At 74.0% G+C, this 15,014-nt stretch carries 13 protein-coding genes; 12 read left to right on the forward strand and 1 reads right to left on the reverse strand.

Going from position 1 to position 15,014, the window contains the following annotated elements; all coding sequences use genetic code 11:
* Window positions 1-151: 151 nt before the first annotated feature.
* The 9 genes from K329_RS0109420 (at window position 152) to K329_RS0109460 (ending at window position 9,992) form a co-directional block, all read left to right on the forward strand.
* Window positions 152-2,008, forward strand: coding sequence for an ABC transporter substrate-binding protein (locus K329_RS0109420; RefSeq protein ID WP_052336593.1), 1,857 nt, complete (start codon window positions 152-154; stop codon window positions 2,006-2,008).
* Between the two features lie 4 nt (window positions 2,009-2,012).
* On the forward strand, window positions 2,013-3,044 hold the full coding sequence (locus K329_RS0109425; protein WP_043642586.1) for an ABC transporter permease: 1,032 nt from the start codon (window positions 2,013-2,015) through the stop codon (window positions 3,042-3,044).
* Window positions 3,041-3,925, forward strand: coding sequence for an ABC transporter permease (locus K329_RS0109430; RefSeq protein ID WP_028472832.1), 885 nt, complete (start codon window positions 3,041-3,043; stop codon window positions 3,923-3,925). Before K329_RS0109425 ends, K329_RS0109430 begins: the two co-directional genes overlap by 4 nt.
* The gene (locus K329_RS0109435) at window positions 3,922-5,586 is read left to right on the forward strand and encodes a dipeptide ABC transporter ATP-binding protein (RefSeq protein WP_052336594.1); all 1,665 of its coding nucleotides are present in this window, start codon (window positions 3,922-3,924) and stop codon (window positions 5,584-5,586) included. The genes K329_RS0109430 and K329_RS0109435 overlap by 4 nt, the downstream gene beginning before the upstream one ends.
* Window positions 5,583-6,521 carry a S66 peptidase family protein gene (locus K329_RS0109440; RefSeq protein WP_028472834.1) on the forward strand — a complete coding sequence of 313 codons (939 nt, stop codon included), beginning with the start codon at window positions 5,583-5,585 and terminating at the stop codon, window positions 6,519-6,521. The genes K329_RS0109435 and K329_RS0109440 overlap by 4 nt, the downstream gene beginning before the upstream one ends.
* Window positions 6,518-7,168, forward strand: coding sequence for an SIS domain-containing protein (locus K329_RS0109445; RefSeq protein WP_028472835.1), 651 nt, complete (start codon window positions 6,518-6,520; stop codon window positions 7,166-7,168). Before K329_RS0109440 ends, K329_RS0109445 begins: the two co-directional genes overlap by 4 nt.
* Window positions 7,161-8,246: a dipeptidase gene (locus tag K329_RS0109450; RefSeq protein ID WP_245596499.1), complete on the forward strand. Its 1,086-nt coding sequence runs from the start codon at window positions 7,161-7,163 to the stop codon at window positions 8,244-8,246. The genes K329_RS0109445 and K329_RS0109450 overlap by 8 nt, the downstream gene beginning before the upstream one ends.
* A gap of 130 nt (window positions 8,247-8,376) precedes the next feature.
* Window positions 8,377-8,784 carry a YciI family protein gene (locus tag K329_RS0109455; RefSeq protein WP_028472837.1) on the forward strand — a complete coding sequence of 136 codons (408 nt, stop codon included), beginning with the start codon at window positions 8,377-8,379 and terminating at the stop codon, window positions 8,782-8,784.
* Window positions 8,785-8,792: 8 nt separating this feature from the next.
* Window positions 8,793-9,992, forward strand: a complete 1,200-nt coding sequence (locus K329_RS0109460; protein WP_052336595.1) for an RNA polymerase sigma factor — start codon at window positions 8,793-8,795, stop codon at window positions 9,990-9,992.
* Here the strand turns inward: K329_RS0109460 and K329_RS0109465 are convergent.
* A complete protein-coding gene (locus tag K329_RS0109465) occupies window positions 9,989-11,035 on the reverse strand; it encodes a DUF4349 domain-containing protein (RefSeq protein ID WP_028472839.1) in 1,047 nt (348 codons plus the stop codon). The two genes, K329_RS0109460 and K329_RS0109465, sit on opposite strands and share 4 nt — an antisense overlap.
* A 125-nt stretch (window positions 11,036-11,160) precedes the next feature.
* Here K329_RS0109465 and K329_RS0109470 point away from each other — a divergent pair, with 125 nt between their 5' ends.
* The 3 genes from K329_RS0109470 (at window position 11,161) to sfnG (ending at window position 15,013) form a co-directional block, all read left to right on the forward strand.
* A complete protein-coding gene (locus K329_RS0109470; RefSeq protein WP_028472840.1) occupies window positions 11,161-12,462 on the forward strand; it encodes an acyl-CoA dehydrogenase family protein in 1,302 nt (433 codons plus the stop codon).
* Between the two features lie 14 nt (window positions 12,463-12,476).
* Entirely contained in the window at window positions 12,477-13,799 is a 1,323-nt protein-coding gene (locus K329_RS25865) for an acyl-CoA dehydrogenase family protein (protein WP_052336596.1), read from the forward strand.
* An 83-nt stretch (window positions 13,800-13,882) separates the two neighbouring features.
* Window positions 13,883-15,013 carry a dimethylsulfone monooxygenase SfnG gene (gene sfnG, locus K329_RS0109480; protein WP_028472841.1) on the forward strand — a complete coding sequence of 377 codons (1,131 nt, stop codon included), beginning with the start codon at window positions 13,883-13,885 and terminating at the stop codon, window positions 15,011-15,013.
* Window position 15,014: the final 1 nt, after the last annotated feature.

The raw sequence follows: 15,014 nt of genomic DNA on the forward strand, positions 1-15,014 counted from the left end.
GGCCGAAAGAGCCAGCAGTGCCGGTCGATCGGCGTGGGTGGTTAAGGATTCGTTACGTATCGGTGCCGGGTCATTGACAGCGGCGGTGATCGGGGCGCACGGTTCGAGGACGCCTCACGGCCGCTGCTCACCTCACGGATCGGGATCTCGGATGTCACCCTCGCCTGCCCTGCGCCGTCCGTCGACGGCTCGTCCGCGCCTCGTCGCGGCCGCCCTCGCCGCCCTGCTCGTGGTGCTGACCGCCCTGGTCGCCACCGGCGTCCAGCGACCGGCCCGCGCTGCCGAGTCGGACTCCGACGCGGTCCTGCGCATCGCCTACTCGTCGACGGTCGACACGTTCAACCCGTTCGTCTCGATCTACCTGACGCCCACCGGCGTCAACCGCTTCGTCTACGAGAACCTCGTCGCCTACGGCACCGAGAACGAGGCCACCGAGGGCCTCGCCGAGTCGTGGGACACGAGCGAGGACGCGCTCACCTGGACCTTCACCCTGGGCGACGACCGCGAGTGGTCCGACGGCGAGCCGGTCGTGGCCGACGACGTCGTCTTCACCTACACGTCGATCATGGAGAACCCCGAGACGCTGGGCGCCAACCACGGCCTCACCACCAACATCGAGTCCGTCACGGCCGTCGACGAGAAGACCGTCGAGATGACCCTGATCGAGCCGCAGGCCGCGAACCCGGGCTTCGAGATCCCGATCGTGCCCGCGCACGTCTGGGAGGACGTCGACGACCCGGCCGCGTTCCCCGCCGACAGCGAGGTCGTCGGCTCCGGCCCGTTCGTCATCGAGAGCTACGACGAGACCTCCGGCACGCTCGAGCTCGTCGCCAACGAGACCTACTGGCGGGGCGCGCCCGAGATCGCGGGCGTCCGCTACGTCAAGTACGACAACGTCGACGCCTCCGTCCAGGGCCTGCGCTCCGGCGAGGTCGACATCGTCGGCGGTCTCACGCCGGCGCAGTACGACACGCTCGAGGCCGACGGCAGCGGCGAGATCGCCACCAACGCCGGCACGGGCCGCCGCTACCTCGCGCTCGCGATCAACCCGGGCGCCACCACGGCGGGCGGCGAGGCGTTCGGCGACAGCAACCCGGCGCTGGCCGACCCCGACCTGCGCACCGCGATCCTCATGGCGGTCGACAAGGAGGAGCTGGTCGACCGGATCCTCGGCGGCTACGGCACGCCGGGCGAGACCGAGGTGCCCGCGTCGTACCCCGACTTCACGGGCTTCGCCGAGGGCGTCGAGCCCCTGGAGTTCGACCTCGACGGCGCGAACGCGCTGCTCGACGAGGCCGGCTACGAGCGCGGACCCGACGGTACGCGCCTCGACCTCGAGGGCAACCCGCTCGAGCTGCGCCTCATGGGCGACACCGAGAACGCCGACCACGTGCAGCTCGCCGAGTTCGTCGGCGAGTGGCTGGGCGAGATCGGCATCGCGGTCACGCCCGAGCTGATCGGCGGCGACGCGGTCGGCGAGCGCTCGATCGCGGGCAACTACGACATGTACTTCACCTCGTGGAGCCTCGGTCCCGACCCGGACTTCCAGCTCTCGATCAACACCTGCGACGCCCGTCCGGAGACCCCCGGCGGCGCCGACAACCTCAGCGAGAGCAACTGGTGCAGCCCGGAGTTCGACGCCCTCTACGCCGAGCAGCGCACCGAGCTCGACCCCGAGGCGCGCTCCGAGCTGGTGCGCGAGTCGTTCTCCGCCATCTACGAGGCCCGGGTGAACTACCCGATCTGGTACGCCGACGCGCTCGAGGCCTACCGCTCCGACCGGTTCGAGGGCTTCACGCTCCAGCCGGAGGGCTCCGGCCCGATCCTCGGCCAGAACGGCTACTGGGGCGTGTACGGCGCCAGCGAGGTCGAGCCCGGCTCGGGCGGCAGCGGCGCCGGCGACGGCGTGCCCGGCTGGCTCCTGCCGGTCGGTGTGGGCGCCGTCGTGCTCGTCGTCGGCGGGGTGCTCCTCGGTCGCCGTCGCAGCGCCGGGGACGACCGCGAGTGACCGCATGACGATCGCGAGCAACGACGCCGTCACCGTCGCGGCCGACGACACCCCCCGGGGTGCGTCGCTGCGGCGGTACGTCGCCGTCAAGGCCGGCGGCGCCCTCATCAGCCTGGCCATGGTGGTCGTGCTCGGGTTCTTCGCCTTCCGGGTGCTGCCGGGCGACCCCGTGCGCACCATGACGCAGGGCCGGCAGGTCACCCCGGAGCAGCTGGAGGGCCTGCGGCGCCAGCTCGGCCTCGACGACCCGCTGCTCGTCCAGTTCTGGAACTACCTGCGCGACCTGGCCACGGGCGACCTCGGCCAGAGCTACGTCTACAAGAACAGCTCGGTGGCCGAGCTGATCGCCGACCGGCTGCTGCCGACGCTGCTGCTCACGGGCACCGCGGCGGCGATCTCGGTGGTGCTCGGGCTGTGGCTCGGGCAGCGTACGGCGTGGCGCCGGGGCAGCTGGTTCGACAAGGTCCACACGGGCCTGGCGCTCACGTTCTGGTCGGTGCCGACCTTCTGGCTGGGCCTGCTCCTGCTGCTCGTCTTCGGCGGCGGCCTGGGCTGGTTCCCGACCACGGGCATGACGACGGCGGGTGCCGGCTACACCGGGGTCGAGCACGTGCTCGACGTCGCCCACCACCTCGTGCTGCCGGTGATCACGATGGTCGCGGTGGTCTACGCCCAGTACCTGATGGTGATGCGGGCCTCGGTGCTCGAGGAGATGCACAGCGACTACCTCACGACGGCCCGGGCCAAGGGCCTGCGCGACGACCTCGTGCGCACGCGGCACGCCGTACCGAATGCGCTGCTGCCCACGGTCACCCTCATCTTCCTCACCGTCGGCGGCCTCGTCGGCGGTGCCGTCACGGTCGAGTCGGTCTTCAGCTGGCCCGGCCTCGGCTACCTCACCTACCAGGCGTTGAGCGAGCCCGACCTGCCGCTGCTGCAGGGCACGTTCGTCGTCTTCTCCGCGATCGTGATCCTGATGAACTTCGTCGCCGACCTCGTCTACCGCGTGCTCGACCCCCGGCTGAGGTCGGCATGAGCGCCGCGACCTGGCAGCGCCGCCGGGCGGGCCTGCGCGAGTCGGCGGGGGAGTTCGCGTCGTACCGCTCCGGGCTCGTCGGCGCGGTCCTGCTCGTGCTCGTCGTGCTGCTCGCCCTGGCGGCCCCGCCGCTGGTGCCGCGCGAGTCCCTCGCGGTCACCCAGGTGACGGCCGACCGCAACGAGGTGCCGAGCCTGGCGCACCTGCTCGGCACCGACAGCTCGGGCCGCGACGTGCTCGGGATGCTGCTGTGGGGCGCCCGGGCGTCGCTGCTCGTGGGCTTCGCCGCGACCGCGATGTCGATGGTGATCGGCACGGTCGTGGGCATGGCCGCCGGCCACTTCACCGGTCTCACCCAGGGCGCCCTGATGCGCGTCATCGACTTCTTCCTCGTCGTGCCGAGCCTGGTGCTCGCCATCGTGCTCTCGACGGTGCTGGCCTCGGGGCTGTGGACGATCGTCATCGCCATCGGCGTGACGAGCTGGGCCAGCACGGCCCGCGTGGTGCGGGCGCAGACGCTGACCATCGAGTCGCGTGCCTACATCGAGCGCTCCCGGGCGCTCGGCGCGGGCGACGCGCACATCCTCGGCCGCCACGTGCTGCCCGCCGTCATGCCGCTCGTGCTCGCCAACACCACGCTGGCCGTGGGCGCCGCGATCATCGCCGAGTCGACGCTCGCGTTCCTCGGCCTCGGCGACCCCACGACGTACTCGTGGGGCTCGATGCTCAAGCGCGCGCTCGACACCGGCGCCGCCACCGCCGGGTTCTGGTGGCAGGTGCTGCCGCCCGGCATCGCGATCGTGCTCGTCGTGCTGTGCTTCACGCTCGTGGGCCGGGCGCTGGAGTCGGTGCTCAACCCCGTCCTGAGGAGCCACCGATGAGCGAGTCCGCGACCCCACCGGACGAGGCGGCGGCGCTGGAGTGGCGTGACGTCACGGTCACGTACGGCGCCCGCGTGCGGGCCGACGCCGACACCGCCCGCACCGTGGCGGTGGCCGACCTGTCGCTGCGCGTGGAGCGGGGCGGCACGGTCGGCATCGCGGGGGAGTCGGGCTGCGGCAAGTCGACGCTGGTCTCCACCGTGCTCCGGCTGCTGCCGCGCTCGGCGGACGTCGCGGGCCAGGTGCTGCTCGACGGCGAGGACGTCGGCGCCATGACCTGGGGACGGTTGCGGGCCGTGCGCTGGGCGGAGGCCTCCATCGTCTTCCAGGGCGCGATGCACGCCCTCAACCCGGTGCGCACGGTGCGCCACCAGGTCGCGGAGGCGCTCGAGCTGCACCTCGCGAAGGCCTACCCGACCGACGCTGCGCGGTCCGCCCGCGTCGACGAGCTGCTCGCGCTCGTCGACCTGCCGGCGGCGAAGGCCGCGTCGTACCCCCACGAGCTCTCGGGCGGGCAGAAGCAGCGCGTGATGATCGCGATGGCGCTGGTCTGCGACCCCGACGTGATCATCGCCGACGAGCCCACCACGGCCCTCGACGTCGTGGTGCAGGCCCAGGTGCTCGAGGTGCTGGCCGGGCTGGTGCGCGAGCGGGGCCTCACGCTCGTGATGATCAGCCACGACCTGGCGGTGCTCGCCGCGGTCTGCGAGCGCATCGTCGTGATGCGGGAGGGGCGGATCGTGGAGGAGGGGCCGTCGCGCCGCGTGCTCGACGCGCCCGAGCACCCCCACACCCGCGAGCTGGCCGCCGCGTTCCCCGTGATCGGCGACCCGGCCTCGCGCCGGCCCGCACGGGCCGCGGGGGAGCCGGTCCTCCCGACCGGCGACGACGCCGCCCTGCTCGAGGTGCGCGACCTGGTGGTCGACTTCCGGGCGCGGGGCACGACGATCCGCGCGGTCGACCACGTCTCGCTGGCCTGCGCGCCCGGCGAGATCGTCGCCCTGGTGGGGCAGTCCGGGTCGGGCAAGACGACGCTCGCCCGCGCGGTGCTCGGGCTGCAGCAGCCGACCTCGGGCGAGGTGGCCTACGCCGGGAAGCCGCTGCCGCGTCGCCGGGCCGCGCTGACGGCGTACCGGCGGGCGGTGCAGTTCGTGCTGCAGGACCCGAGCGCCTCGCTCAACCCCAAGCACACCGTGTACGACGCCGTGGCCGAGGGCCTGCGCATCCACAAGGTCGCCGACGAGGAGGCCCGGGTGCGCCAGGCGCTCACGCAGGCCGAGCTGACGCCGCCGGAGGCGTTCTTCGGCGCCATCCCCTCCGAGCTGTCGGGCGGGCAGCGGCAGCGCGTCGTGATCGCCGGCGCGCTGGCGCTGGAGCCGACCTTCCTCGTGGCGGACGAGCCGGTCGCCAGCCTCGACGCCTCGGTGCGCGGCGAGATCCTCGACCTGCTGCTGCGGCTCAACCGCGAGCTCGGGCTCGGGGCCCTCGTCATCACCCACGACCTCGGTCTCGCGTGGAACATCGCCGACCGCGTCGTGGTGATGCACCAGGGCCGGATCGTCGAGAACGGCACCTGCGAGCAGGTGCTGCTGGACCCGCAGCACGACTACACGAAGTCGCTGCTCGCGGTGGTGCCCTCCGCCCTCGAGGTGCGGGCGTGAGCGGCCCGCCCGCCGTCCCGCCCGCCGTCGCCCCCGGCTCCCGGGTCGCGCTCGTCGCCCCGGCCGGCCCCCCGCCCGCCGACCTCGTCGAGCGGGCCGTCGCGCTGCTCGCGGAGTGGGGCCTCGAGCCGGTCGTGCTGCCGAGCGTCACGGCGGCGCACGGGCGGGCGTCGTACCTGGCCGGTGAGGACGCCGCCCGCGCCCACGACGTGCAGACGGCCTGGTGCGACCCGGCGTACGCCGCGGTGCTCTGCGTGCGCGGCGGCTACGGCAGTGCCCGCCTGCTCGACCACCTCGACGTCGCCGCGATGCGGACGGCGACGCAGGAGCACGGCCCGAAGCCGCTGCTCGGCAGCTCCGACGTCACCGCGCTGCACGAGTGGCTGCGCGAGCGGCTCGGCGTCGCGACCTGGTTCGCCCCGATGGTGGCCTCGGTCGCCGTGCTCGACGACCCGGTGGCGCAGGACTCCCTGCGGCGGGCGCTGGCCGGCGAGCCGGACACGGCGCTGACGGGCACCGACGTCGTCGCGCCCGGGGACGCCCGCGGGGTGCTCGTCGGCGGCAACCTCTCCCTGCTCGCGATGACGCTGTCGGACCGCACCCGCGCGGGCCTCACCGCCCACCCCGCGGGCGCGATCGCGGTGCTGGAGGACGTCAACGAGGCGACCTACCGCCTCGACGGCTACCTCACCTCCCTGCTGCGCGCCGGCTGGTTCGAGCACGTCACGGGCGTCGTGTGCGGCAGCTGGGTCGGGTGCGGGTCCGAGGCCGAGGTGCGCGCCCTGGTCGCCGAGCTGCTGGGCCCGCTCGGGGTGCCGGTCGGCTGGGGCTTCGACCTCGGTCACGGCCCCGGGGCGCGCACGGTGGCCCTCGGCGTGCCCCACCGTCTCGTGGCCGACCCGGGTGCGACCCCGCGGCTGGAGGTGGCCGCGTGACCGCGCAGGACGACCTCGACGTACGACGCGCCCCGCGCGCCGCCTCGCGGCTCAAGGCCCGCCTCGTGGAGGCCCACCGCGACGAGTTCGCGGCCGGCCTGGCCTGGGCGTCCGCCGACCCGGCCGTCGAGGCCGCCGCCGCCGAGATCACGCGCGCCCGCCGGCGCTTCGTGCTGGGCGCGGCGACCTCGTTCACCTACGCCTCGCTGCTGGCGGCGAAGCTGAGCAACGCCGTCGCGCAGGTGACGCTGATCGACGGCACCATCGTGCGGCCGCTCGACGTGCTCGCCGACGTGCGCAGCTCCGACGTGCTCGTCGCGTTCTCGCTGCGCCGCTACCGGCGCTACACGCTCGACACGGCGATCCCTTTCGCGCAGGCCGGCGGCGCGCTCGTCGTCATCACCGACGACCCCGAGAGCCCGCTCGTCGCCCACGCGACCGAGGCGGTGGTGCTGCCGCCACCGCCCGTGGTGGCGCTGCCGCCCGACGTGGGCCTCCACCCGGAGACCCCGGGGGCCTCGCCGGCCGTCGTCGCCCTCGTCATCGACCTGCTGAGCACGCTGTCCAGCGCCAGTGCGAAGGGCGCCGGGCGGCGCCTCGCCGAGCGCGAGCGGCTCGCCGGCGAGCTGGGGCTCTACCGTGACTGAGCCCGACGTCCAGCCCGATGTGCAGCCCGACGTGCGCACCGACGCCGCTCGGGAGGCCCTGGCCCGGGGTCCGCTCGTCGACGGCCACAACGACCTCGCGTGGGCGCTCCGGCTGACCCGCGACTACTCGGTCGAGGGTCTCGAGACACCGGGCGACGGCCCGCCGCTGCACACCAGCGTCGACCGCCTGCGTCGCGGCGGCGTGGGCGCCCAGTTCTGGTCGGTGTTCGCGGAGACGGACCTCGCCGGCGGCGACGCGGTGCGCTACACGCTCGAGCAGGTCGACGCCGTGCACCGGCTCGTGGCCCGCTACCCGGGGACGTTCGAGCTCGCGTGGTCGGCCGACGACGTACGACGGGCCTGGCGCGCGGGCCGCATCGCCTCCCTCCTCGGCGCCGAGGGCGGCCACAGCATCGGTGGGTCGCTCGGCGTGCTGCGGGTGCTGCGCGGCCTCGGCGTGCGCTACCTGACCCTCACCCACAACGCGACCACCGACTGGGCCGACTCCGCGACCGACGCGCCCCGCCACGGCGGTCTCGCCCCGTTCGGCGTCGAGGTCGTCGCCGAGCTCAACCGGCTCGGGATGCTGGTCGACCTCTCCCACGTCGCCGCCGCGACGATGCACGCCGCGCTCGACATGACGACCGCGCCGGTCGTCTTCAGCCACTCGGGCTGCCGGGCGGTGACCGACCACCCGCGCAACGTGCCCGACGACGTGCTGCGACGGCTGGCCGGCAACGGCGGGGTCGTCATGGTCGCGTTCGTGCCGCCGTTCGTGCACGCGGGGTACGCCGCCTGGCGCGCCGGCGACCGGGCGGCCCCACCGCCGCGCGTGACGGTCGACGACGTCGCCGACCACGTCGAGCACGCCGCGCGCGTGGCCGGGGTCGCGCACGTCGGCCTGGGCAGCGACTACGACGGGTTCGCCGCCTTCCCCGAGGGGATGGAGGACGTCACCGGCTTCGCCCGCCTCCTCGACCGGCTCGCGGAGCGGGGCTGGTCGGCCGACGACCTGGCCGCGCTCGCGGGTGGCAACGTCCTGCGCGTGCTCGACGCGGCGGACGCGGCCGCGGGCTGAGCCTCGACCTCGGGCGGGGAGCCGGGGCAGGATCGGGGAAGTCCGGACGGTGATGTCGAGAACGTGCGGCCGGCTCCGTCCCCGTGGTGAGCGCGACCGGAGCGGTCGCCCGACACGGAGGAGACGACAGATGGCGAAGTACCTGATGCTCAAGCACTACCGCGGTGCCCCGGCCCCCGCCAACGACGTGCCCATGGACCGCTGGACGCCCGACGAGGTGTCGGCCCACATGCGCTACATGGAGGACTTCGCGGACCGGCTCCGGGAGACCGGGGAGTTCGTCGACAGCCAGGCGCTCGCCCCCGGGGGCAGCTGGGTCCAGTACGGCGGGGAGGGCCGCCCGCCCGTCACCGACGGCCCGTTCGCCGAGACCAAGGACCTCATCGCCGGCTTCATGGTGATCGACGTCGACAGCCACGAGCGCGCCCTCGAGCTGGCGGCGGAGCTCTCCGCGGCCCCCGGGGCCGGGGGCGAGCCGCTCCACGAGTGGCTCGAGCTGCGCCCGATGCTCTCGGCCCCGACGACCGTCGAGGACTGACCGGACCGGTGGACGCGGGAGCGGCAGGCGCCGGCGGGACGGGGGTCGACGAGCACCTGCTCCGGACCCTCACGCCGCGGGTGACGAGCATCCTCGTCCGCCGCGGAGCCGACTTCGCGGCGGCCGAGGACGCCGTCCAGGACGCGCTCGTCGAAGCGCTGCGCACCTGGCCGGCGGCACCGCCCCGGGATCCGCTGGGCTGGCTGGTCACCGTGGCCTGGCGGCGGTTCCTCGACGCCACGCGCTCCGAGTCCGCGCGCCGGCTCCGCGAGGAGCGGGTGGCGGAGGAGCCGCCGCCGGGGCCGACGGAGAGCGCCGACGACACGCTGCAGCTCTACTTCCTCTGCGCCCACCCGTCGTTGACGTCCTCCTCGGCGGTCGCGCTCACGCTGCGGGCGGTCGGGGGCCTCACCACGCGGCAGGTCGCGGAGGCCTACCTGGTGCCCGAGGCGACGATGGCCCAGCGGATCAGCCGCGCGAAGCGCACCGTCGCGGACGTGCGGTTCGACCAGGTCGGCGACCTCGCCACCGTGCTGCGGGTGCTCTACCTCGTCTTCAACGAGGGCTACTCCGGTGACGTCGACCTCGCCGCGGAGGCGATCCGGCTCACCCGCCGGCTGGTGGCGGCGCTCGACCCCCGCCACGACGGCCACCCGGAGGCGTCCGGCCTCCTGGCGCTGATGCTGCTCCACCACGCCCGACGCCCGGCCCGGACGGCCCCCGACGGGAGCCTCGTGCCGCTCGCCGAGCAGGACCGGAGCCGGTGGGACACGGGAGCGATCACCGAGGGGGTCGCGCTCCTGCAGGGCGCGCTCGGTCGCGACCGGCTCGGGGAGCTCCAGGCCCAGGCCGCGATCGCCGCCCTCCACGCCGACGCCCCGAGCGTGGAGGAGACCGACTGGGTGCAGGTCGTCGAGTGGTACGACGAGCTGGTGCGCCTCACCGACAGCCCGGTGGCCCGCCTCAACCGCGCCGTGGCCGTGGGCGAGGCCGACGGGCCACGCGCCGGGCTCGCGGCGCTGGCCGGGATCGACGCCTCCCTGCCCCGACGCACGGCCGTCGAGGCGTACCTGCGTGAGCGCGACGGTGACCCGGCGACCGCGGCCCGGCTGTACGTCGAGGCCGCCGCCCGGGCGAGGAGCGCGGCCGAGCGGGAGCACCTCACCCGCCAGGCCGCCCGTCTCCACACGGGGCCCGAGGACGCCTAGGCCGTCGGCACGCCCTGGGCGGGGAGCCCCGCGGCCGGCGGACGCTCGCCCGCGCGGGCCCGGGCCCGTCGTACGAGACGACGCGTCGCCCACAGCAGCGGCACGCCGATGACCAGCGCCAGCCCCACCCACGGCAGCAGCACGCCGGCGACGAGGGCCAGGCCGCCGAGCACGGAGACGAGGCCGTCCCAGCCCGACGAGACGCCGTCGAGGAAGCCGGAGCCGGCCTCGTCGGTCGTGTCGTCGGCGGCCTCGTCCGCGTCGGCGCGCTCGAGGTAGACGGTCACCGTCGACCAGGTGGTCGCGTCGGCGAGGTAGGCCAGCTGCGAGGCGAGGCCGTCGAGGTCGGCCTGGCGGCGCGTCAGCTCGGCCTCGATGGAGACGATCTCGGCCAGGTCGTCGGCCTCCGCCAGCAGCAGCTCGATGCGCTGCAGGCTCTCCTCCTGGGCCCGGAGCCGGGCCTGCGTGTCGACCACCTCGGTGCTGACGTCGTCCGAGCCGCGGGTGCTGCCGACGACGTCGGCGACGTCCTCGAGCCCGGTCATGGTCGCGTCGAACTGCTCGCTGGGCACCCGGAGCTCGATCCGGCTGCCGTCGACGACGCCGTCGCGGTCGGTCGTCGTCTCCTCCTGCGCGACCTCGCCGCCCACCTCGTCGCCGAGGCGCTGGACGCCGCGGCGGGCCTCGGCCACGTCGTCGGACTCCAGCGTGACGGTGCCGACCGAGATGATCGACGCCTCCCGGACGGCGGCCTCGCTCACGCCGCCGGCGGCGCCGTCGGCGGCCCCTCCGGACTCGGCGGACCCGTCGGACGGGGCCTCGGGGGCGGGGGAGGGGGCGCCCGCGGGCGGTGCCGCGTCCTCGCGGGCGGACTGGTCGGAGGAGCTGTCGTAGCTGCCGGCGCTGTCGTCCCGGGTGGAGCTGTCGGAGCCGCCGGAGCAGCCGGCGAGCGCGGAGAGCCCGAGCACGGCGGCGGCCGTGAGGCCCGTGAGGCGGACGACGGCGCCGGAGGGCCGTCGGGAGAGCTGGGGTCGTCGGTTCATGGCGGTTCGACGCCGGGGGAGGCCGACCGGTTCCCGACCACGATCCGAGACGTTCTCCTTAAGTCTGCAAAGTCGATTAAGTTGCACGACATTGATTCCCGTCGTCCACCACCCAGGAGCACGCGATGTCCCTCTCCCCGCAGCACGCCGCCCCGTCCGCTGCGTCCGCCGCGCCCGCCCCGTCCGCCCCGTCCGCCGTCGCGGCGGACTGGGGTCCGCCGCCGACCACCTCCGCGGGGTGGGTGGAGCGGGCCCACGCCGGCGCCACCCAGCTCGCCGTCGACGCCGTCGAGCGGGACCGCGCGGGTGCCGCGCCGTACGCCGAGGTGCGGCTCCTCAAGGAGTCCGGCCTCGTGACCCTGCTGGCGCCCGCGGTGCACGGCGGGGCGGGGGAGACGTGGACGACGGCGCTACGGGTGGTGCGGGCGGTCTCCGCCGGTGACGGCTCGATCGGCCAGCTGCTCGGCTACCACTACCTCTGGGCCTGGGCCGCGCGTCTGGTCGGCACGCCCGAGCAGGTCGCCGCCGTCGAGCAGGCGGCCGCCGAGCAGCAGTGGTTCTTCGGGGGCGCGGTCAACCCGCGCGACGACGACCTCGTCATCACGGTCGAGCAGGGTGTCGACGGGGAGGAGCTGGTGTTCCGTGGTCACAAGTCCTTCTCGACCGGCGGGCGGGTCTCCGACGTCACGGTGCTGGAGGGCGTGATCGCCGGCACCGACAAGCACGTCTTCGCGATCGTGCCCACCGACCAGCCCGCGATCCGGTTCGACGGCGACTGGGACAACCTGGGCCAGCGGCTCACCGAGTCGGGCGGTGTCGAGGTCGACGGCGTGCGGGTGGGGTGGGAGTCCGCGGCGGGGTACGTCGCCCGCGACGGCGGCTGGGAGTTCCAGCCGCGCGTCTACAACACGCTGAACGTCCCGATCATCCAGCTGGTCTTCACGAACCTCTACCTGGGCATCGCCCAGGGCGCACTGCGCACCGCCGCGACGTACACCCGGGGCACCACCCGCGCCTGGCCGTACGCCGCGGACGTCAAGGAGCGTGCCGACGACGAGTTCCACGTGCAGGAGACCTACGGCGACCTCACCGCCAAGCTGTGGGCGGCGGAGGCGCTCGCGGAGCGGGCCGCCGATCTGCTCGAGCAGATCAACGCCCACGCCGACGACGTGACCGAGGCCGAGCGCGGCGAGGCGGCCGTCGTCATCGCGGCGAGCAAGCAGGTCGCGATCGACGCCGGTCTCGAGATCGGCACCAAGGTCTACGAGGTCACGGGCGCACGGGCGAGCGCCAACGCCGTCGGGCTCGACATCTTCTGGCGCAACATCCGCACGCACTCGTTGCACGACCCCGTGGCCCACAAGCGCGCCGAGGTCGGTCGTTACGCCCTGCGTGACGAGCTGCCCCTCCCGACCTGGTACACGTGAGCGGGGGAGGGACGATGACGCTCGATCGCACCCGACGCTCCCCGGGGCTGGACGCGCTCCGCGCACGGTTCGCACCGCTCCTCGCCCGCGTCGCGGAGGGCGCCCTGCGGCGCGAGCTGGACCACGAGCTGCCCGTCGAGGAGGTCGCGCTGCTCAAGCAGGCGGGTCTCGGCGCCGTACGCGTGCCCGTCGAGCACGGCGGTGCGGGCGCCTCGCTGGCCGACCTCACCCAGCTGTGGATCGACCTCGCGGCGGCCGACAACAACCTCGCCCAGGCGTTCCGCGGCCACGCCGCGTTCGCGGAGGACAGGCTCTGGCAGCACGCGCGCCACGGCGGCCAGGAGCACTGGTTCGCGCGCTTCGTGGCCGGCGAGATCGCGGGCAACGCCTGGTCGGAGGTCGGAGCCACGGCCATCGACACGCAGGGCACCGTGCTGCGCCGCGACCCGGAGGCGGGTCCCGGCGCCTACCGGCTCGACGGCACGAAGTTCTACACGACCGGCACGATCTTCGCGGAGTGGGCGGACGTCTACGTCCGGCTCGACGACCCGGGGGAGCTCGACGGCAACGTCGCCGGGCCCGACGGCGCTCCGGGTCGCTTCGCCATCGCGCTCGTGCGCACCGACCAGCCCGGCGTGTCGGTCCACGACGACTGGGAGGGGTTCGGCCAGCAGGGCACCGGCTCCGGGACGGCCGTCTTCTCCGGGGCGCGGGTCGAGGCTGCCGACGTGTGGCCGTTCGCCGAGAGGTTCGGCTACCAGACCGCGCTCTACCAGCTGAACCTGCTCGCCACCCTGACGGGCATCGGGCGCGCCGCCCTCGGCGACGTGGTCGAGCACGTACGTCGGCGCGAGCGCACCTACTCGCACGCGAACGCGCCCCGGGTCCGGGACGACGCGCAGGTGCTCGCGAGGGTGGGGGAGATCGCCTCGGCGGTCTATGCGGCGGAGGCCGTCACGCTCCGGGTGGCGGACGCGCTCGACGAGGCGTTCGCGGCGGCGACCCTGGGCGCCGACGAGGCCGCACGTCGCGACGAGGTGGCCGAGCTCGAGTCGTCGGCCGCCCAGGTGGTCGTGACCGAGCTGATGCTGCGGGCGACGTCGGACCTGTTCGACACCCTCGGCGCCTCCGCCGTCGCGCGGACCGCCGGGCTCGACCGCCACTGGCGCAACGCCCGCACGGTGGCCTCCCACAACCCGCGCATCCTCAAGGCGCGGGTGGTCGGCGACTCCGTGGTCAACGGCGCCGCCCCGCCGTACGCGTGGGCCATCGGCACGACCGAGCGGGACCGACCGTGGGAGCGGGCACCGTTGCCCGTCGTACCGACCGCCGGCTGAGACCGGCGTCCGCATCCCGAGACCCGCGTGATCCCGACAAAGTCCACCAATACTGTCTAATTACTCGACCGAGAGGGAGTGCCATGACCGACGTCCATGCCGAGGCGGTGCGACGCGCACTGAGTGCCCCGCTGAAGTTCGCCTACTGGGTGCCCAACGTCAGCGGGGGCCTCGTCGTCAGCAAGATCGAGCAGCGCACCGACTGGAGCTACGAGTACAACAAGACGCTCGCGCAGCTCGCCGAGAACAACGGCTTCGAGTACGCGCTCTCGCAGGTGCGCTACATCTCGTCGTACGGCGCCGCCTACCAGCACGAGTCCACGAGCTTCAGCCTCGCCCTGCTGCTCGCGACCGAGCGGCTCAAGGTCATCGCCGCGGTGCACCCCGGTCTCTGGCAGCCGGGCGTGCTCGCGAAGTGGCTCGCCACGGCCGACCACCTCTCCGGCGGGCGCGCCGCGGTCAACGTGGTCTCGGGCTGGTTCAAGGACGAGTTCACGAAGCTCGGCGAGCCGTGGCTCGAGCACGGCGAGCGCTACCGCCGCAGCGAGGAGTTCATCCGCTACCTCAAGGAGATCTGGACCAGCGACCACGCCGAGCTCAACGGCGACTTCTACCGCCTCCACGACTTCGACCTGAAGCCGAAGCCGCTCGCGAGCGAGGGACGCCCGCACCCCGAGGTCTTCCAGGGCGGCAACTCCACCGACGCGCGTGGCATGGCCGGCCGGGTCTCGGACTGGTACTTCTCGAACGGCAACAGCCTCGAGGGCATCGCCGAGCAGGTCACCGACGTCTCCGAGGTCGCCCACGTGCACGGGCGCACCGTGCGGTTCGGGCTCAACGGCTTCCTCGTCGCCCGCGACACCGAGTCCGAGGCGCGCGACGTGCTGCGCGAGATCATCGACAAGGCCGACCGCCAGGCCGTCGAGGGCTTCGGGGCCGCGGTGAAGCAGGCCGGCCAGGCCACGGGCGACGGCAAGGGCATGTGGCAGGACTCGGAGTTCTCCGACCTGGTCCAGTACAACGACGGCTTCCGCACCGGCCTGATCGGCACGCCGGAGCAGGTCGCCGAGCGCATCGTGGCGTACAAGAAGCAGGGGGTGAACCTGCTGCTCCTGGGGTTCCTGCACTACCACGAGGACGTCGCCTACTTCGGCGAGAAGATCCTCCCGCTCGTGCGGGAGCTGGAGGCAGCCGAGCTGGAGAAGGTCGGCTGAG

Source organism: Nocardioides alkalitolerans DSM 16699 (genome assembly GCF_000426525.1).
GTDB classification, from domain to species: Bacteria; Actinomycetota; Actinomycetes; order Propionibacteriales; family Nocardioidaceae; genus Nocardioides; species Nocardioides alkalitolerans.